The following is an 18,553-nucleotide window of genomic DNA, read 5'->3' on the forward strand; positions in this document are numbered from 1 at the left end:
TAGTAATCTCTTGTCAGAAAAAACAAAGGGCTTTACTGCAAACTATTTAAACCAAAAAATTATTAGAACTATGAAAATATTTGTTTTTCTAATGACTATTTTATGTGTTCAGGTAAGTGCGAATGCATTTTCTCAACGCATTAATATTAGCCAAAAGAATGTTCCATTGGTACGTGTTTTAAAAGAAATTAAACGCCAAACTGGTTATTTCTTTTTGTATGATACCGATTTAGTTCAGCAAAAATCAAAGCCTGTAACCATCGATCTAAAAAATGCAGAGCTAAGTGAAGTATTAACGCAAACGCTAAAATCACAACCATTTGGTTGGGAAATTAAAGACAATACCATTCTGATTTTTCCTAAATCATCCAATAACGAAAGCTTAAAAGCTATAGATGTAACCGGAAAAGTTGTTGATGAAAACGGAAACCCAATGCCAGGCGCTTCAGTACGGGTTAAAGGACAATCGGCTAGTACCGTAAGTGATAGCAACGGTAACTTTACCGTTAGAAATGTAGATGAAAACGCAGTTTTAGTGATTTCTTACATAGGATATACCGATAAAGAGATTGCTGCAAAATCGCAAATGGGTGCTGTTAAATTATCGCCATCTGCCGGAACATTGAGCGATGTAGTGGTAACCGGTTATACCAATTATACCAAAACACAATCTGCTGCGGCAAGTTCGTTGGTATCGGCCGATAAAATTAATACCGTTCCAGGATTAACTGTTGATCAAATTTTACAAGGCCGCGTTCCGGGAATGAGTGTAATTTCTACTTCCGGACAGCCAGGTCAGAGTGCATCAGTTGTCATTCGCGGTATTGGAAGTATAAATGGTTCATCTACGCCACTTTTTGTTTTAGATGGTGTACCAATTGAAGCAGGTTATTTTCAAACCATCAATCCAGAAGATATTGAATCTGCAACTGTGTTAAAAGATGCTTCTGCTAAAGCGCTTTATGGTTCAAGAGGATCGAATGGTGTTATTGTTTTGACCACTAAAAAAGGTAAGGCAGGCAGATTAGCGGTGAATTATACTTCCCAATATGGTTTTTCAAATTTGAGCAGACCAAATTTCGAAATGATGAACACCCAACAACGTTTGCAGTTTGAAGAGGAAATTGGGGCAAGTTTTGGCCGTAACATCGGTCCGGGTTGGACGTATTCGCCAAAAAATCCTACTTATGCTGCCGGAACACCTGCAACTCGTGCCCGTGCTGATTATATTATCGACAGTTTAAAACAAATCAATACCGATTGGCGGGATATTTTCTTTCAGCGAGGTAAATTTCAAGAACAACAGGTAAGTGTAAGCGGTGGTAATGACAAACTTCGTTTTTACAATTCCTTAAATTACTATAGCCAGGAAGGCGTTGCAAAACGTACAGGTCTTGACCGTTACTCGTTAAGAAGTAACCTTGATTTTAATGATGGCAAATTCAGCGGAAGCACAAATGTTGCCATTGGTTATTCTCAATCTAGCTTCACCGAAGGCGAGGGTGGTACAGGTGCTGGTACCGCAATGGCTTCTGTTTATTATGCCTTGCCTTACGAAAATCCATATGCATCTGATGGTACTCTGGTGCATCCGGGAAACAGATCTCAATATTTTATTTTAGATCAGCGTGAGGGTAGTCAGGCTTTAGAACGTTTATTGAATTCTTCAGATAAAACAGAACAATTTAAGTCTATTATCAGCACTAATTTCGCTTATCAGATTTTACCAGAGTTAAAAGTAACAACAAGAGCAGGTATTGATTATCGTCAGTCGACAGACCAACAGTTTATTAACCCAGATTCTTATTATGGATCGAGAAGTGTGGCCAATACATTGGGTGGGAGAGGAAGGTTAACTGACGCAAGCAGAAGAAACTTTAATATCATTTCTACCACTGGTTTAACTTACGCTAAGAAATTTAATGAAATACACGATTTTGAAGCTTCTGCATTCTACGAATATGTGTACAACAACTACAATTCGTTTGGCTTCAGTGCATACGGTATTGATGGCCGTTTGCCAGAAACGCCGGCAGGTGCAACAAATGGTAGTGCTACTTTTTTACCAAGTACCACTGGCGGAAAAACTAAAAATGCATTGGCATCTATCATGGGGGTAGCCAGGTATACGTATGATGATAAATATACCTTAACGGGAAGTTACCGTTATGATGGATCTACACGAGTTGCTCCACAAAACAAATGGCATGGCTTCTATTCATTTGGTGCAAATTGGAACGCTAAAGGAGAGGAATTTTTAAAAAATAACGAGCTCATCAATGATTTAAGAGTTAGAGGAAGCTACGGTATTACTGCAAGTCCTTTTGGAGGAGATTTCCTTTATTTACCAACTTATGCGGTTAACACTTCATACGGTGGCGCATCTGCAATTAGAGCCACAACTCCGGGTAACGATGCTTTCGATTGGGAGTATGTAAAAGAATTTAACACAGGTTTTGATTTGGCCATGTTTAAAAATAGGTTGCGTATTACGGTTGATTACTATAATCGTAAAACAACTAACATGTTTATTAATCAGCCGCTTTCTGCAACATCTGGTTTTAGCGAGTTAAATTTAAGTGCTGGTGTAATGAGAAACAGAGGTGTGGAATTTGATGTAAGTGGCGATGTAATCAAGAACCAGGAGTTTATCTGGACTGTGGGTGTAAATGCAGGTTACAATAAAAATAAAATCCTTCACGTTACCGATTTAGTAGATTCTTATCCTGATGGCGACTCAAGGATTTTGAAAGTAGGTTTGCCTTATGGAACGTATTATGCTCCAGATTGGGCCGGTGTAAATCCTCAAACCGGAGAGCCACAATACTACAATTTAGATGGATCAATTACGACAGCTTACAACGTTAATACACAAAGCACTACCAATTCTGGCAGTCTATACCCAACGTTTACTGGTGGTTTTAACACTTCACTAAGTTATAAAGGCATTACGGCATCGGCATTATTTTCTTTCGTGACTAACGTAATGCGTTGGAATAATGAAGATTTTTACAACGAGAATCAACGTTATGCAACCAGTAACCAAACGGTTAGGATGTTAGAAAACAGATGGCAGGTTCTTGGTGATGCCGGTGATGATGCGATTTTGCAGAAGTTCGATCTTCCAAGAAACTTTACTTCAAAAGATATTCAGGATGCATCTTTCTTAAGATTAAGAAACGTGAACATTGGTTACTCGCTGCCAAAAAGCTTATTAGAAAAAACCAAAATTATCAAAGGAGTTAAAATTTTTGTTCAAGGTCAGAACTTATTCACCTGGACCAAATGGAGAGGTTTAGATCCTGAAAATAATGCAGTATATGGTCGCTTCCAATATCCAAATACCAGAACTTATACAGCTGGTTTAAATGTTAACTTTTAAAATTTACAGCAATGATTAATAAAATATATCAAAAATACATCCTTATATTTTCTTTGTTGGTTCTTACGGCATCGTCATGCAAGAAATTAGATTTGGTTCCTACAGATACCATTTCTCCAGATAAGGCATACAGAAATATCAGTGATATTAATTTAGGTGTTTTAGGTGCCTATGCGCTTTTAGATGGAGGTACTATTGGTGTTACCTCAACCGTTTCTGATGAGGCTACTTTTCCAACGGAAAACACAGTTGGTAATAGTGATGCCTTTAGGTGGTTATATAACGCTGGGAGCGGTTCTGTTACTTCGCAATATTATACTTTTTACGTCGCTATTGATCGTGTAAACAGAACTTTAGCAGGACTGGATGCCCTTACGTTGACTGGAGCAGATGCAACAACTGCTGCTCGTTATCGTGGTGAGTTGTTGGCCTTAAGAGCTTATTTTCATTTCGAATTGCTTCGTAACTATGCTTCGGCATATCAAACAGGTGCGTTAGGTGTTCCTTATATGCAGTTCTCAACCATTAGTTATCCAGCGAGAGATAATTTCGAAGTAGTTGTTGCTAATGCAAAAGCAGATCTTATTGCAGCAAAACCGCTAATTCCAACAACATTTACGGATAAAACACGCATTACAAAAGCAGTTGTATCCGCTATTCAAGCAAGATTAGCTTTGTATGAGAAAAATTGGAGTGAAGCAATTGCCTATGCCAATGAAGCCATTGCTGCTTTTCCACTGGCCACTAAAGCGCAATTCCCAGGTATTTGGACTGATGCCAATGATAGTGAAGTGATTTGGAAGGCAAAACGTGTGGGAACAACCGATTCAAGACTAGGCGATTTTTATTTCCGCCAGGCTGGAGGAATTGTCTTGTATGCGCCAGCTCAGAAATTGATTAATACTTTTGATAAAGTGAATGATTTACGCTATTCAGCTTATATCAGATTTGATGCTACCAGAACCGGAACAAGATCACAGTACCTGGTTAATAAATATATTGGCGGTACATCAACAGCTCCGGGTTTAACAGATATTAAATTATTCCGTACAGGTGAGATGTATTTAATTAAAGCGGAAGCTGAAGCAGAATCTATTGGTGACGCCGCTGGAGATTTAAATGCTTTACGTAATGCCCGTATCAACGGATATGTAAATGCTACTTTCGCTGATAAGCCAACATTAATAGCGGCCATTATGGAAGAGCGTTACAAGGAATTAGCGTTTGAAGGTCATCGTTTTTTCGATTTAAAAAGAAGGAATTTGCCTGTCGTAAGACTGGCTGTTGATGCTGCAAATGCTTCAGGGGCAGTTACTTTGCCAACTACCCAGGCGCAATATTCGTTTCCAATTCCAGCAGCAGAAATTTCAGTAAACAAGCAAACGATTCAAAATCCTAATTATTAGGTAAATCATAAGTGAATATTGCATGAGTCTTGTCACGTTGAGCTTGTCGAAACGCAAATAGAGATATCTGTTAGCTTTCGACAAGCTTTGGGTGATCATCATTTAACCTAGTAAATTTTAAAATGAAACAATCTTTTCTTATCATTTTGGTGGCTTGCTGTTTTTCTGTAATGGGCTGCAGTAAAACAACTGAAAGTCCAAAACCTCAACCAACAGGTAGTGGTACGGCCACACCTGTGGCTAAACGCCGACCTGCCTCAATCGGTATTGTTGGCGATAGTTCCAACGTAGTAAAATCTACAAATGGTGGAATGGTTTTAATGGGGGGTGGGGCCGACGTTGATGCCGCTTTTAAATGGATGATAGAAAGAAGTGGAGGAGGAGATGTGGTAGTTTTACGTGCTACCGGAACTGATGCTTACAATCCATATATCAATGGTTTGGGTAGTGTAAATTCCGTTGAAACTTTGTTAATCAACACGAAAGAATTGGCTAATAATGATACCGTAGCTTACATCATCCGCAATGCTGAAATGGTTTTTATCGCCGGTGGCGATCAATCTGATTATATGAGAAACTGGAAAGGAACAAAAACCGAGCAGGCATTAAATTATCTGTTAAATAATAAAAAGGCACCAGTTGGTGGAACAAGTGCGGGTTGTGCCGTTTTGGGTGGCTTTTACTATAGCGGGGAAACGGGCGGCCTTACTTCTGCACAAGCTTTAGCAAATCCTTATGACGCCAACGCTACGCTTTACAACAACGACTTTTTGAAAGCGCCATATTTGCAGAATGTAATTACCGATCAGCATTATTTAACCCGCGATCGGGAGGGAAGATCGGTCGTGTTTTTAGGTAGGATAAATAAAGATTGGAAAACACCAGCCAAATGCATCGCTGCTGATGAGCGTACCGCGGTTTGCATTGATAAGGATGGAATGGCTAAAGTTTTTGGAGATTATTCGGTAACCAGACCTTACAGCTATGCTTATTTCATTTCTTCTGATGCTGGTAAACAACCCGAGCAATTGGAACCATTTAAAAAGGCAATCTGGAGCAATGGTGAAAAAGCGTTGGCAGTTTATGAAATTGCTGCCTCGGTTAATGGTGGTGGAAGCTTTAATGTTGCTAACTTTAAGGCAAGTGAAGCCACCGGTGGAAAATGGTATTGGTGGTGGATTGATAACGGAGTTTTAAATAAAAGAGATCAATAAAATAAAATGAAAACATTGAAATTACTTACGGTATTACTATTCTCTGTATTAGCATTGAATGTTTCTGCACAGCAGAAAAAATATGTAATGGTTATTCACGGCGGTGCCGGAACCATTTTAAAAAAGAATATGACACCTGAAAAGGAAGCTGCTTATATTGCCGTTTTAACGCAGGCTTTGCAGGCAGGTTATGAAAAAATTAAGTCGGGCAAAACCAGTTTAGATGCAGTGGAAGCAACCATTCATGTGTTAGAAAACGATCCGCATTTCAACGCTGGTAAAGGTGCGGTTTTTACCCACGATGGTAAAAACGAACTCGACGCCGCCATTATGGATGGAAAAACATTAATGGCCGGAGCCGTTGCCGGAGTAACCACAGTAAAAAACCCAATTTCTGCAGCAAGAGCGGTGATGGAAAAATCGGAGCATGTGATGATGGTTGGCGCCGGTGCGGATCTATTCGCAAAGGACGCTGGTTTAGAAATTGTTGATCCAAAATATTACTGGACTAAAGAGCGTTGGGATGGCTTGCAACAAGCGATTAAGGAAGATTCAACCAAAGCGGTTTTGGATCATGGAAGTAAAAAATCAGAATTATTAGGAAGTAAAAACCACGATTACAAATTCGGTACAGTAGGTTGCGTGGCCTTAGATAAAGCAGGTAATTTGGCTGCCGGTACTTCTACAGGTGGAATGACCAACAAAAAATATGGTCGCGTGGGCGATGCGCCAATTATTGGTTCTGGAACTTATTGTAATAATGAAACAGCTGGTGTTTCTTGCACTGGTTGGGGGGAGTTTTACATCCGTAATGTAGTAGCCAAAACCATTTCCGATTTAATGGAATACAAAGGTTTGTCTGTTGCCGTAGCATCTAAAATGGCACTAGACAAAGTTGGTAAAATGGGTGGCGATGGTGGCTTAATTGCTTTGGATAAAAAAGGAAATATTGCGATGCCTTTTAATACTGAAGGCATGTATCGCGGTGCAATTACTGCTGACGGAAAAATTGAAGTAAACATTTATAAATAATGAAAAAGTTATTTCTATTATTTGCTTTAGTTGGCTATTCCTTAATGCTGAATGCACAAAGTAAAGCTGCAAAAGGAAATCTCTTTATCATCGGCGGAGGCAATCGTTCTGATGAATTAATGAAGCAAATGCTTAATACTGCGGAATTAAAACCGAGTGATTACATTATTGTTTTGCCAATGGCCAGTGAAGTTCCAGATGTTGGTTTTGGCACACTTTCCACTCAGTTGCAAAAGCTTGATCCCAGGGTAGTTAAAAACTTCAATTTTGCAAAGCATGATGCAAATGATAAAAAATGGACTGATTCTTTAGCCGGAGCAAAGCTGATTTATATCCTGGGCGGCGATCAAAGCCGTTTTATGAACGTGGTTTTGAATACACCAGTTTACACCGCCATTCACAAAGCTTATCAAAACGGCGCTACCATTGCCGGAACAAGCGCTGGCGCTGCGGTAATGAGTAAATATATGATTACCGGAAAACAACTTTTAGATACCGTTTACAAAGAAACTTTTAACAAGCTTTGGGATAAAAACATTGAATTTTCGCCGGGAATGGGTTTGTTGGAAAATACCATTATTGATCAGCATTTTTTGAAAAGAAACCGCTATAACCGTTTAATTTCTGCCCTTGCGGCCCATCCTGATTTGGTTTGTGTCGGTATCGATGAAAGTACAGCAATTATTGTTCATGGCAATAAAGCTACGGTAGCTGGCGAAAGTCAGGTGATTAGATTGGCTAATCCAAAGGAGTCGAAAAAAACAGATAAAGGTTTACTAAAATTTAAGCAAGCCGAATTTGGAATTTTTACCGCGGGAGATGTAATTGATATTAAACCTTAAAGCGTTTCAAAAAGCTCAACGTGAGAAGGATATAGGAGGTATATCTCCACTTTGTCACCCTGAGCTTTTCTAAGGACTGGTTAAAACATATTTCACGCTTCTCGAAAAAAGCTCAACATAATAAGCCTATTTGAATTTTCTTCAAATAGGCTTACTTGTTTTAACGGTTGTAAGTTTTGAGTTTCAAACATTAACGGAAACAAAAAAATAAGTTATATTTCAATCCTCAAAACATAACAATGAAGGCAATCTTTTCTAATTTAACATTTCAGGTTATCGTCGCAATTATCATCGGGATTTTTGTTGGGACATACTTTCCTGAGTTCGCATCGACAGCCAAATTAATTAGTCAAGGTTTTATTAACCTGATTAGTATGCTCATTGCGCCTATTATTTTCTTCACCATTGTTTTGGGAATTGCCCACATGGGTGACATGAAAAAAGTGGGCCGAGTAGGAGGAAAGGCATTGTTGTATTTTGAAATCGTAAGTACCGTAGCCATAGCAGTCGGTTTGCTGGTTGCAAATGTGCTTAAACCCGGAGCAGGTGTAATTGCGAAAGCAGGCGACGCTTCAAAAATTTCGGGTTATGCGGAGCAGGCAAAAGACATGAATTGGGCTGAGTTTTTCTTGCATATTATTCCCCATAATGTGATCGCAGCTTTTGCTGAAGGAAATATTCTCCAAATTTTGCTTTTTGCCATTCTATTCGGATATGGTTTAAACAAACTAGGAGGCGAGGGTACTTCTGTGTTAAATGCCTTTGATAAGATTTCGAAAGTGCTATTTAAAATCATGAAAGTGATTATGCGTTTGGCGCCGATTGGTGCTTTCGGCGGCATGGCTTTTAGCATTGGTACACATGGTTTGCAGAGTATTTTTGGGATGGCTAAACTAATGGGTTCGGTTTATCTAACTTGTATTTTATTCATTTTTGTGGTGCTCAATGGCATCTGTAGGTATTATAAGTTCAGCTTGTGGGCTTATCTTAAATTTATCCGGCAGGAGATTTTGATTGTTTTGGGTACCTCTTCTTCTGAATCAGCTTTGCCTAGTATGATGCAAAAAATGGAAGCTATCGGTTGCGATAAATCTGTGGTGGGTTTAGTCATCCCAACAGGGTATTCTTTTAATTTAGATGGAACAGCAATTTACCTGGCCATGGCGGTTATTTTTCTTTGTCAGGTTTTTCATGTTGATTTATCTCTGGGTCAGCAGATTACTGTTTTAGGTGTATTGATGGTTACCTCAAAAGGTGCTGCGGGCGTTACAGGAAGCGGTTTTATCGTGTTGGTTTCTACGCTTACGGCTTTAAAAATAATGCCCATTGAGCATATTTCTATTTTAATTGGTGTCGATCGTTTTATGAGTGAAGCACGAGCCATTACCAACGTCATTGGAAACGGTGTGGCTACAATTGTAATTGCCAAAAGCGAAAATCAGTTTGATCAGGCAAAGTATTTAAAAGCAATCCAGCCAGCGGCGATTGAGAAAAATGAGGAAAGTTAGCTTGAAGTTGTGAGTTTGGAGTTAAGAATTCTGGGAGCAGGGTCTAGCAGTTTCAAACATTATGCGGAATGCTAAGAGTGAGCCTTTCTACTCCAGATTATAAACCCTCAACTCCAATCGATTTTCAACGCCTTGCTACCTCCAAAGTAAAAAAGTAAAACTTCGAGCTATGTTCAGGGCCTTGCTATCTTCAAACTCCAAACTCGCAACTCCGAACTATTTAACTTACCTTTGTGCCAGAAACATGCACACAGCATGTTTAGTTAAACCAGATCACATTGGCTCAAGAAGAACAAAATAACCGCAAAGAAAAAAGCGAGTTACATCCACGCAACAAACACCGTTCGCGTTACAATTTCAAACAACTTACTGCTGCATCAAAAGAATTGAAACGCTTCGTTTTTAAAAATGAGCATAACGATGATTCTATTGATTTTGCAGATCAAAATGCCGTTAAAGCACTTAACAGAGCATTACTAAAATATTTTTATAATATCTCTCAATGGGATATTCCTCAGGATTTTCTTTGTCCGCCGATACCAGGCAGGGCTGATTACATTCACTATGTTGCCGATCTTTTAGGGTCGAGCAACAAGGGTAAAAATCCCAAAGGAGCGAATATAAATGTACTTGATATCGGCGTGGGTGCAAATTGTATTTACCCAATTGTTGGTCATCAGGAATATGGTTGGAATTTCGTAGGTTCTGAAATTGATCCGCTTTCTGTCGATTCTGCTAAACGAATTATCGAAGCAAATAAGCCATTGCAGGGTGCGGTAGAAATCCGTCAGCAATCTTCTAAAATGGGTATTTTTAGAAATATTGTGGGTGCAAAAGAGCGTTTCGATGCTGTGGTTTGCAATCCGCCTTTTCATGCATCTTTAAAAGAAGCCGAGCAAGGCACCCGCCAGAAATGGCGTAACTTGGGTGGTAACGAAAAAGAAGTAAAACACGTTCTAAACTTCGGTGGAAACAAGGCTGAGCTTTGGTGCCCAGGAGGTGAACGAGCTTTCGTGGAGCAAATGATTATTCAAAGCGCACAGATTAAAAACCAGGTGTTATGGTTTACTTCATTGGTATCGAAAAGTGCTAACTTAAAAAGTATCTACAGCGCTTTGGTTAATGCAAATGCCTTCGAAGTGCGTACGGTGCAAATGAGCCAGGGACAAAAAATCAGCCGTTTTGTGGCTTGGACTTTTCAAGATGATGCTGCACAAGCAGAGTGGGCGAAAGGATGGAAATCTGAGACAAAGGCTGAGAAATCTAAAGCTTAGATCAAAATAATTAGAAAAGCAAAGCCGGATTAACCATTAAAGTTAGTCCGGCTTTTGGTTTCATCTCTTTTATAAATTTCTGTCATGCGGAGGAACGAAGTGTCGTTTCATAAGTTGCAGATGCTTCGTTCCTCAGCATGATAGCTCATTTAAGGTTATTGCAAAAAGAAAAGTATTTAAGCCGGTTTATTGCTGTTAGCTGTTTGGTATTTGTAATTGTGTTGGTCGGGATTTGTAATCCCGATTGGTGAATTGAGGGATTTTAATACTTTAACTAACCTATTTTTTCTCGTAAACAATCAGAATAGTTAAATCATTATCATCGTTTGGCTTAATGCCATGCGAACTCCCCGGACGCGTTAAAATCGCATCGCCAGGTTTAACGGGGAAAGTTTTGCCGTTCATTTGCATGGTTCCATTTCCACTGATAACATAATATATTTCATCTTCTTTTTGCAAATGATAGCCGATGGATGAACCGGGTTTCAAAATCCTTTTACGGAAAGCCGTTTTAAGATTTTTGGCATCACCAAAGAAATTGTATCCAATGGTTTCGCCACCACCCTTGTGTGTGCCGGGTTCTTTTTTAGCCACTTCGATATCGTTTTGTAATATGTATTTCGACGTGTCGTTACTTTGCGCTTTGGCGCCAAAAGCAATGGTTATCAATAATGTAAGAAGGATAAAAACCTTGTTTTTCATGTTACACTCTTTTTGGCTGTATTATTTTGCATCCTGCTTTTAGCTTTAGTCTTTCTACTTGCAGCTTTAGGCTTAAGTAAAATTAGGCGTTTTGCTTGGGGTTGCCAAAGGCGAAGAAATTTTGTTAAATAAACCTGATAGCAACGAACACGGAGTGCAACGGAGTAAAGTGAATAGCAGGACCACAGCTGCCATAGGCGAACTCCTTACATTTTCATGAAAAAATGGGCTAAATAATCTATTTTTAAGCTTGACTTTCCAGTCAATAATATTAGCTTTGCACAAAAAAATATTGATACATGAGCGTTTTAGTAAATAAAGATTCTAAGGTTATCGTTCAGGGTTTTACCGGAAACGAAGGAACATACCACGCAGAACAAATGTTGGCGTACGGTACAAACGTAGTTGGTGGTGTTACGCCTGGCAAAGGTGGGCAATTACATTTAGAAAAGCCTGTTTTTAATACTGTTAAAGATGCTGTTGATAAAACAGGAGCAAATGTATCTATCATTTTCGTTCCACCGGCTTTTGCTGCTGACGCGATTATGGAGGCTGCCGATGGTGGCATTAAAGTGATTGTTTGTATTACTGAAGGTATCCCAACTAAGGATATGATTCAGGTTAAAGAATATATTTCTGACCGTGATGTTACGCTTATTGGCCCTAACTGCCCAGGTGTAATTACTGCTGATGAAGCTAAAATTGGTATCATGCCAGGTTTTATCTTCAAAAAAGGTCATGTAGGTGTGGTTTCAAAATCAGGAACTTTAACTTACGAAGCGGTAGATCAGGTTGTTAAAGCTGGTTTAGGTATTACTACTGCTATTGGTATCGGTGGTGATCCGATTATTGGTACGCCAACAGTTGAAGCGGTAAAATTATTAATGAACGATCCTGAAACTCATGGTATCATCATGATTGGTGAAATTGGTGGTGGAATGGAAGCAGAGGCTGCTCGTTGGATTAAAGAAAACGGTACTAAGCCTGTTGTTGGTTTCATCGCTGGTCAAACTGCTCCTGCCGGACGTAGGATGGGTCACGCTGGCGCAATTGTAGGTGGTGCTGATGATACAGCTGCTGCTAAAATGAAAATCATGCGTGAGTGTGGTATTCGTGTAGTAGAAAGTCCTGCTGAAATTGGCGCTGCAATGGCGGAAGAATTAGCAAAGTAAGATTTTAAAATTTACATAAATGAAAGCGTTTCGATTAACTTCGGGACGCTTTTTTCGTATGCTTAGTTATTTGCCACGGAAACACGGAAGACACGGAAACTTAAAAAGGGAAAAAGAAAATGGAAGGGATTGGTGAAAAAATTTTTGTTGAAGGCGATCTTGATTGTTAAGGAATTAATAAAAGGGGTGAATATTATTTGCCACGGAAACACGGAAGACACGGAATTTAAAAAAGGTGAAAGAGAATGAAAAAATTTTTTTTTCAGAGTGTGGGAAAGCAAACGTTAAAAAAGAAAACAAAGAAATTTGATTAGATTAGTTAAAATTATCTTTTATGGATTATCAAATAAGGCAAGATAATCTTCCCTATAAAAATGAAACTAACTTAATTATTAATGCTGCAATCGAAGTTCATAAAGATTTAGGCTGCGGTTTTCTGGAGATCGTTTACAAAGATGCGCTTTGTATTGAATTGGAAAGTAGGGGCTACCATTACGAACGTGAAAAGCATTACCCGGTTTTTTATAAAGATATTTTGTTGCCACATAGTTTTTATGCTGATTTTATGGTTTTCGATTCGGTCATACTGGAAATAAAATCAAAAAGTGGAATTGCAAATGAAGATCTAGCGCAAACTATAAATTACTTGAAATGTGCTGATTGTAAAGTTGGTTTAGTATTGAATTTTGGCGGGCCAACGCTTGAAATACGACGAGTTGTTTTTTAAGCAATTTTAGTAGGTATCTACACTGATGTTTGTATCCAAGCAAATACTAATATGGGTTTTTGATATCAGTTCCGTGTATTCCGTGTTTCCGTGGCAATTCTTCTTTTATTTCCTGGTTAAGCAAGCTGTTAGGATGATGATTTATCATTCCTTTGTAAACACTAAGCCAAACCTTTAAACCCACAAACCAAAACAAAATTTGTAGCGTATATTGTAGTATGAAAACGATGTTAAATAAACTATTTTTGATCTCGGCTGTTGTTTTGATTGGAAGTCTTTCTGCTTGCGCACAAAAGCAAGAAAGGAAAGAAACAAAATCAGCGCAGTCATCAGAAAATATTATAAAAAAGAAAATGAACTGGAACACATTAACACCCGAAGAAGAAAGAGTAATTGTTAATAAAGGAACAGAATATCCTGGCACAGGGAAGTATGAGCATACCACAGATAAAGGAACATATACTTGTAAACGTTGCAATGCGGAGTTGTACCGTTCGGAAAGTAAGTTTGATGCCCGTTGTGGTTGGCCGGCTTTCGACGATGAAATTAAGGGTGCTGTAAAACGGATTCCTGACGCTGATGGATCGCGTACAGAAATAGTTTGTGCCAACTGTGGTGCACACTTAGGTCACGTTTTTACAGGAGAAGGATTTACTGCTAAAGACACTCGTCATTGCGTAAATTCTATCTCGATGAATTTTGTGCCAGATAAGAAATAAGGTGGATGTAGTGAGGTTAGGTAGAGGCGTACAGCGACAAGTTGTACGCCTTTTTTGTTGTTGAAAATCAGGCTGTTTTTCCACAAATTGTTGATTATAAACTAAATGCTTATATTTGCAGGCTCGATATAAAAATTTTAGCCTATGAAGTATCTTCTGTTATTAAGTTTTTGTTTCCTGTTTTTACAAGGTCAAGCAAAGCAATCCGGTCCCTCAAATGAACCAGACAGCGTTAGCAAAACAGTTCTTGCAACTTACTATCACAGAAAATTCGAAGGCCGCCGCACCACCAGCGGCGCCAAATACAGAGCCAAAAAATTCACCGCCGCTCACCGCACTTTGCCATTCGGCACAATGATCAAAGTAACCAATCCCGACAACGGAAAATCAGTAACGGTAAAGGTAAATGATCGCGGTCCTTTCTCTAAAAGATTGGCAATAGATCTATCAGAAAGCGCTGCTAAAGAGATTGGTATCTATCATAAAGGCATAGCTAAAGTAAATCTAAGTTACAGTCTGGAGTAATATTCCTTTTTGCTCTATTGTACACTTGCTATACACCTCAAATTTAAGTTATTAACACTTATTTTGGTTTGCTAAACCCTTGAAAAGAAACGATTAGCTTTTTTTTCGCTTGAAAATGATATTTAGCTGATCGTTTTCTCCACCAGATTCACCGTAGTGTTAACAACTTTGGTTCACAAAAAAGCCCCCCGGTGTATATATTTGTTATAACAAAGTTCTTTAACTTCTTGCGTTTGAAAACAAATATAAAAGCTTAGTTTTTAGTAATTTACAGGTGTATCACTCTGATAACAAATCTAAATTTTCCCGACTAAAGACTCTGTTGTTTGTCATTCGCCAAGGGTTAACACTTGCCTTAGAGTTTTAATACGAAACATTTCAATCACTATATAAAATTGGTGGATGCGTGGTTTTGTCGGCTCTAACTAAAATGGAATAAAATATTAAAGTATCAGATATGGAACAGGAATTATTACTACAAGAAAACAAAGATAGATTTGTGCTTTTGCCGATAAAATACCCGGCAATTTGGGAAATGTATAAAAAGACCGAAGCTAGTTTCTGGACAGCAGAAGAAATCGATCTTTCTGATGACCAAAAGCACTGGGATAGTTTAAATGATGGCGAAAGACATTTCATTTCTCACATCCTTGCTTTCTTTTCTGCTAGTGATGGTATTGTTAACGAAAACCTGGCGGTAAATTTCATGAGTGAAGTGCAGTTGCCAGAAGCTCGTTGTTTTTATGGTTTCCAGATTATGATGGAAAACATCCATGCCGAAACCTATGCTTTATTAATTGATACTTATATCAAAGATCCTGAAGAAAAAGATCGTTTATTCCACGCTATTGATACTGTTCCGGCAGTAAAAAGAAAGGCAGAATGGGCGCTTCGCTGGATTGAAAACGGAACTTTTGCTGAGCGTTTGGTAGCGTTTGCTGCTGTTGAAGGTATTTTCTTCAGCGGAAGTTTTTGTTCTATCTTCTGGTTGAAAAAACGTGGTTTAATGCCAGGATTAACTTTCAGTAACGAGTTAATTTCCAGAGATGAAGGTTCGCACTGCGAATTTGCTTGCTTGTTATATAGCATGTTAAGCAATAAATTGAGTGAAGAGCAAGTTCATTCTATCATCAGCGATGCGGTTGAGATTGAAAAAGAATTTATTACCGATGCATTACCGGTTGCTCTAATCGGAATGAACGCGAAGTTGATGAGCCAATACATCGAATTTGTGGCCGATAGATGGTTACAGGAATTGGGTTATAAGAAAATCTATAATGCAACCAATCCGTTCGATTTTATGGAAATGATTTCATTGCAGGGTAAAACTAATTTCTTTGAAAAACGCGTTGGCGATTACCAGAAAAGTGGTGTATTAACTTCTGCTGATAACAACAAACAAGCGTTTTCTTTAGACGAAGACTTCTAGTTAAAATTTTGAATTAATGAATGATAGAATGCTCTTTTATCATTCGGAAAAATAAATAAAACATTACGAGTTGGTTCGAAAGGTTGATAAGAAAATCACTCATTCAAAACTCACTCATTCAATCATTAAAGAAAAATCTCAAAAATTATGTTCGTACTAAAAAGAGATGGCCGCAAAGAGGCGGTGCAATTTGACAAAATCACAGCCAGAATTCAAAAACTGTGCTATGGTTTAAACGCAGAACTGGTAGACCCAATCGATGTTGCCAAAAAGGTAATCGAAGGTTTATATGATGGCGTAACCACTTCAGAGTTGGATAACCTTGCTGCAGAAACTGCTGCATCGTTAACTACGAAACATCCTGATTATGCTTTGTTAGCTTCGCGTATCGCGGTTTCTAACTTGCATAAGAACACTACCAAGTCATTCTCGGGTACGATGAAAATGTTGTACGAATATTTCGACCCGAAAGCGCAGAAAGCAGCACCGCTTATCGCTGATGATGTGTACGAAATCATCGAAAAAAACAAAGATATATTAGATAGTTCTATCATTTACGACCGTGATTTTGGTTTCGACTATTTCGGTTTCAAAACGTTAGAGAAATCTTACCTTTTAAAAGTGAACGGTAAAATTGTTGAGCGTCCGCAACACTTATTCATGCGTGTTTCTGTTGGTATCCACAAAGAGGATATCGAGAGTGCAATTAAAACGTATAACTTAATGAGCGAGCGTTGGTTTACCCATGCTACTCCGACTTTGTTCAACGCCGCTACACCTAAACCTCAAATGTCTTCATGTTTCTTATTAACTATGCAAGATGACAGCATTGAAGGGATTTATGATACATTAAAACAAACCGCTAAAATTTCTCAAAGTGCTGGTGGTATTGGTTTAAGCATCCACAACATCCGTGCAACGGGTTCGTATATTGGCGGTACAAACGGTACGAGTAACGGTATCATTCCAATGTTGCGTGTATTTAACGATACTGCCCGTTATGTAGATCAGGGCGGAGGCAAACGTAAAGGTGCTTTCGCTATTTATTTGGAACCATGGCATGCAGATGTTTTCGAATTCTTAGACTTACGTAAAAACCACGGTAAAGAAGAAATGCGTGCCCGTGATTTATTCTATGCGCTTTGGATTAACGATTTGTTTATGCAACGTGTTAAAGACAATGGCGATTGGACATTATTCTGCCCGCACGAAGCTCCAGGTTTAGCAGATTGTTTCGGTAAAGAATTTGAAGATCTTTATACGAAATATGAAGTTGAAGGCCGTGGACGTAAAACGATCAAAGCTCAAGAACTTTGGTTTGCTATTTTAGATTCTCAAATTGAGACAGGTACACCTTACATGTTATTTAAAGATGCAGCTAACAGCAAATCTAACCAACAAAACCTGGGTACAATCAAGTCTTCTAACTTATGTACGGAGATTATTGAGTACACTTCTAAAGATGAGGTTGCGGTTTGTAACCTGGCATCATTAGCTTTACCACGTTTTGTAATCAATGGCGCTTTCGATCACCAAAAATTATACGATGTAACTTATCAGGCTACTTTAAACCTGAATAAGATCATCGACCATAACTATTATCCGGTTCAGGAAGCTGAAAACTCAAACATGCGTCACCGTCCGGTTGGTTTAGGTGTTCAAGGTTTGGCCGATGCCTTTATTTTATTGCGCTTACCTTTCGAAAGTGATGAGGCAAAACGTTTAAACAAAGATATTTTCGAAACGATTTATTTCGCATCGATGACAGCTTCAAACGATTTAGCTGTGAAAAATGGTCCCTACCAAACGTTTAAAGGTTCGCCATTATCAAAAGGTAAATTCCAGTTTGATTTATGGAATGTAACACCAGATAGCGGAAGATGGGATTGGGATGCTTTACGTAAGAAAGTAGTTAAAGATGGTGTATACAACTCATTATTGGTTGCGCCAATGCCAACTGCATCTACCTCTCAAATTCTAGGTAACAACGAATGCTTCGAACCATATACCTCAAACATTTACACCCGTCGTGTATTAAGTGGAGAGTTCGTAGTAGTAAACAAACACTTATTAAAAGACTTAGTAGCATTAGGTTTGTGGAACAACGATATGAAAAACCAGATCATATTGGCTAACGGTTCAATCCAAGGTATTGCTGCAATTCCTGATTATATTAAAGAATTGTACAAAACTGTTTGGGAGATTAAGATGCGTAACATCATCGATATGGCTGCAGATCGTGGCGCATATATCTGTCAATCACAATCATTGAATTTGTTCGTAAATGCACCGAATACTTCAAAATTAACTTCAATGCACTTCTATGCATGGGAGAAAGGTTTGAAAACCGGTATGTATTACTTACGTACTCAAGCAGCATCTCAAGCGGTTAAATTTACTGTAGAAAACCAAGGTGGTAAGGCAATTGAAGCAGTTATTCCTGCTGAAATGACTCAAGACCAGGTTGCAGAAGAAATCGTTGACGGACCAGTTTGTTCAATGGAAGAAGGCTGCATTAGCTGTTCAGGTTAAACCCCTAAATTCCCTAAAGGGGACTTTTAAAACGATCGTCTTGCTGAATTTATTTCAGCATCTGTTCGAATAGTTCCTGAAACAAGTTC

General features: G+C 38.7%; 14 protein-coding genes. 13 read left to right on the top strand and 1 reads right to left on the bottom strand.

Translation table 11 applies throughout. The annotated features are described in order from the left end of the window. Positions 1-70 precede the first annotated feature (70 nt). From ACZZZC_RS06480 to rlmF, 7 genes are all read left to right on the top strand, one after another. A complete protein-coding gene (locus tag ACZZZC_RS06480; RefSeq protein WP_463486795.1) occupies positions 71-3,382 on the top strand; it encodes a SusC/RagA family TonB-linked outer membrane protein in 3,312 nt (1,103 codons plus the stop codon). Positions 3,383-3,393: 11 nt separating this feature from the next. After that, positions 3,394-4,788, top strand: coding sequence for a RagB/SusD family nutrient uptake outer membrane protein (locus ACZZZC_RS06485; protein ID WP_463486796.1), 1,395 nt, complete (start codon positions 3,394-3,396; stop codon positions 4,786-4,788). A 122-nt stretch (positions 4,789-4,910) separates the two neighbouring features. Then, on the top strand, positions 4,911-6,002 hold the full coding sequence (locus tag ACZZZC_RS06490) for a cyanophycinase (RefSeq protein WP_463485334.1): 1,092 nt from the start codon (positions 4,911-4,913) through the stop codon (positions 6,000-6,002). A 6-nt stretch (positions 6,003-6,008) separates the two neighbouring features. Further along, a complete protein-coding gene (locus ACZZZC_RS06495; protein ID WP_463485335.1) occupies positions 6,009-7,034 on the top strand; it encodes an isoaspartyl peptidase/L-asparaginase family protein in 1,026 nt (341 codons plus the stop codon). Next, entirely contained in the window at positions 7,034-7,876 is an 843-nt protein-coding gene (locus tag ACZZZC_RS06500; protein ID WP_463485336.1) for a cyanophycinase, read from the top strand. Before ACZZZC_RS06495 ends, ACZZZC_RS06500 begins: the two co-directional genes overlap by 1 nt. A 239-nt stretch (positions 7,877-8,115) precedes the next feature. After that, positions 8,116-9,384, top strand: coding sequence for a C4-dicarboxylate transporter DctA (gene dctA / locus ACZZZC_RS06505; protein WP_463485337.1), 1,269 nt, complete (start codon positions 8,116-8,118; stop codon positions 9,382-9,384). A 278-nt stretch (positions 9,385-9,662) separates the two neighbouring features. Next, a complete protein-coding gene (gene rlmF / locus ACZZZC_RS06510; protein WP_463485338.1) occupies positions 9,663-10,658 on the top strand; it encodes a 23S rRNA (adenine(1618)-N(6))-methyltransferase RlmF in 996 nt (331 codons plus the stop codon). Positions 10,659-10,937: 279 nt separating this feature from the next. Here rlmF and ACZZZC_RS06515 read toward each other — a convergent pair whose 3' ends face one another. Continuing rightward, on the bottom strand, positions 10,938-11,360 hold the full coding sequence (locus tag ACZZZC_RS06515) for a cupin domain-containing protein (protein WP_463485339.1): 423 nt from the start codon (positions 11,358-11,360) through the stop codon (positions 10,938-10,940). A gap of 299 nt (positions 11,361-11,659) precedes the next feature. On the opposite strand from ACZZZC_RS06515, the gene sucD reads away from it, so the two are divergent. The 6 genes from sucD (at position 11,660) to ACZZZC_RS06545 (ending at position 18,464) form a co-directional block, all read left to right on the top strand. Continuing rightward, positions 11,660-12,532 (top strand): succinate--CoA ligase subunit alpha, encoded by an 873-nt coding sequence (gene sucD / locus ACZZZC_RS06520; RefSeq protein WP_056848721.1) that lies wholly within the window; start codon positions 11,660-11,662, stop codon positions 12,530-12,532. Between the two features lie 334 nt (positions 12,533-12,866). Continuing rightward, positions 12,867-13,259 (top strand): GxxExxY protein, encoded by a 393-nt coding sequence (locus ACZZZC_RS06525; protein WP_463485340.1) that lies wholly within the window; start codon positions 12,867-12,869, stop codon positions 13,257-13,259. A 218-nt stretch (positions 13,260-13,477) separates the two neighbouring features. Beyond that, positions 13,478-13,978 (top strand): methionine-R-sulfoxide reductase, encoded by a 501-nt coding sequence (locus tag ACZZZC_RS06530; RefSeq protein WP_463485341.1) that lies wholly within the window; start codon positions 13,478-13,480, stop codon positions 13,976-13,978. Positions 13,979-14,122: 144 nt separating this feature from the next. Then, positions 14,123-14,503: a septal ring lytic transglycosylase RlpA family protein gene (locus ACZZZC_RS06535; RefSeq protein ID WP_463485342.1), complete on the top strand. Its 381-nt coding sequence runs from the start codon at positions 14,123-14,125 to the stop codon at positions 14,501-14,503. Positions 14,504-14,960: 457 nt separating this feature from the next. Beyond that, on the top strand, positions 14,961-15,932 hold the full coding sequence (locus tag ACZZZC_RS06540) for a ribonucleoside-diphosphate reductase small subunit (RefSeq protein WP_056848724.1): 972 nt from the start codon (positions 14,961-14,963) through the stop codon (positions 15,930-15,932). A 147-nt stretch (positions 15,933-16,079) separates the two neighbouring features. Beyond that, the gene (locus ACZZZC_RS06545; RefSeq protein WP_463485343.1) at positions 16,080-18,464 is read left to right on the top strand and encodes a ribonucleoside-diphosphate reductase subunit alpha; all 2,385 of its coding nucleotides are present in this window, start codon (positions 16,080-16,082) and stop codon (positions 18,462-18,464) included. Positions 18,465-18,553 lie beyond the last annotated feature (89 nt).

Source organism: Pedobacter sp. AC212 (genome assembly GCF_979258625.1).

Coding starts and splice junctions, on each gene's coding strand:
- ACZZZC_RS06530 (WP_463485341.1), top strand. CDS start 13,478: ATGAAAACGATGTTAAATAAACTATTTTTGATCTCGGCTGTTGTTTTG.
- dctA (WP_463485337.1), top strand. CDS start 8,116: ATGAAGGCAATCTTTTCTAATTTAACATTTCAGGTTATCGTCGCAATT.
- ACZZZC_RS06540 (WP_056848724.1), top strand. CDS start 14,961: ATGGAACAGGAATTATTACTACAAGAAAACAAAGATAGATTTGTGCTT.
- ACZZZC_RS06545 (WP_463485343.1), top strand. CDS start 16,080: ATGTTCGTACTAAAAAGAGATGGCCGCAAAGAGGCGGTGCAATTTGAC.
- ACZZZC_RS06490 (WP_463485334.1), top strand. CDS start 4,911: ATGAAACAATCTTTTCTTATCATTTTGGTGGCTTGCTGTTTTTCTGTA.
- sucD (WP_056848721.1), top strand. CDS start 11,660: ATGAGCGTTTTAGTAAATAAAGATTCTAAGGTTATCGTTCAGGGTTTT.
- ACZZZC_RS06535 (WP_463485342.1), top strand. CDS start 14,123: ATGAAGTATCTTCTGTTATTAAGTTTTTGTTTCCTGTTTTTACAAGGT.
- ACZZZC_RS06500 (WP_463485336.1), top strand. CDS start 7,034: ATGAAAAAGTTATTTCTATTATTTGCTTTAGTTGGCTATTCCTTAATG.
- ACZZZC_RS06495 (WP_463485335.1), top strand. CDS start 6,009: ATGAAAACATTGAAATTACTTACGGTATTACTATTCTCTGTATTAGCA.
- ACZZZC_RS06525 (WP_463485340.1), top strand. CDS start 12,867: ATGGATTATCAAATAAGGCAAGATAATCTTCCCTATAAAAATGAAACT.
- ACZZZC_RS06515 (WP_463485339.1), bottom strand. CDS start 11,360: ATGAAAAACAAGGTTTTTATCCTTCTTACATTATTGATAACCATTGCT.
- ACZZZC_RS06480 (WP_463486795.1), top strand. CDS start 71: ATGAAAATATTTGTTTTTCTAATGACTATTTTATGTGTTCAGGTAAGT.
- ACZZZC_RS06485 (WP_463486796.1), top strand. CDS start 3,394: ATGATTAATAAAATATATCAAAAATACATCCTTATATTTTCTTTGTTG.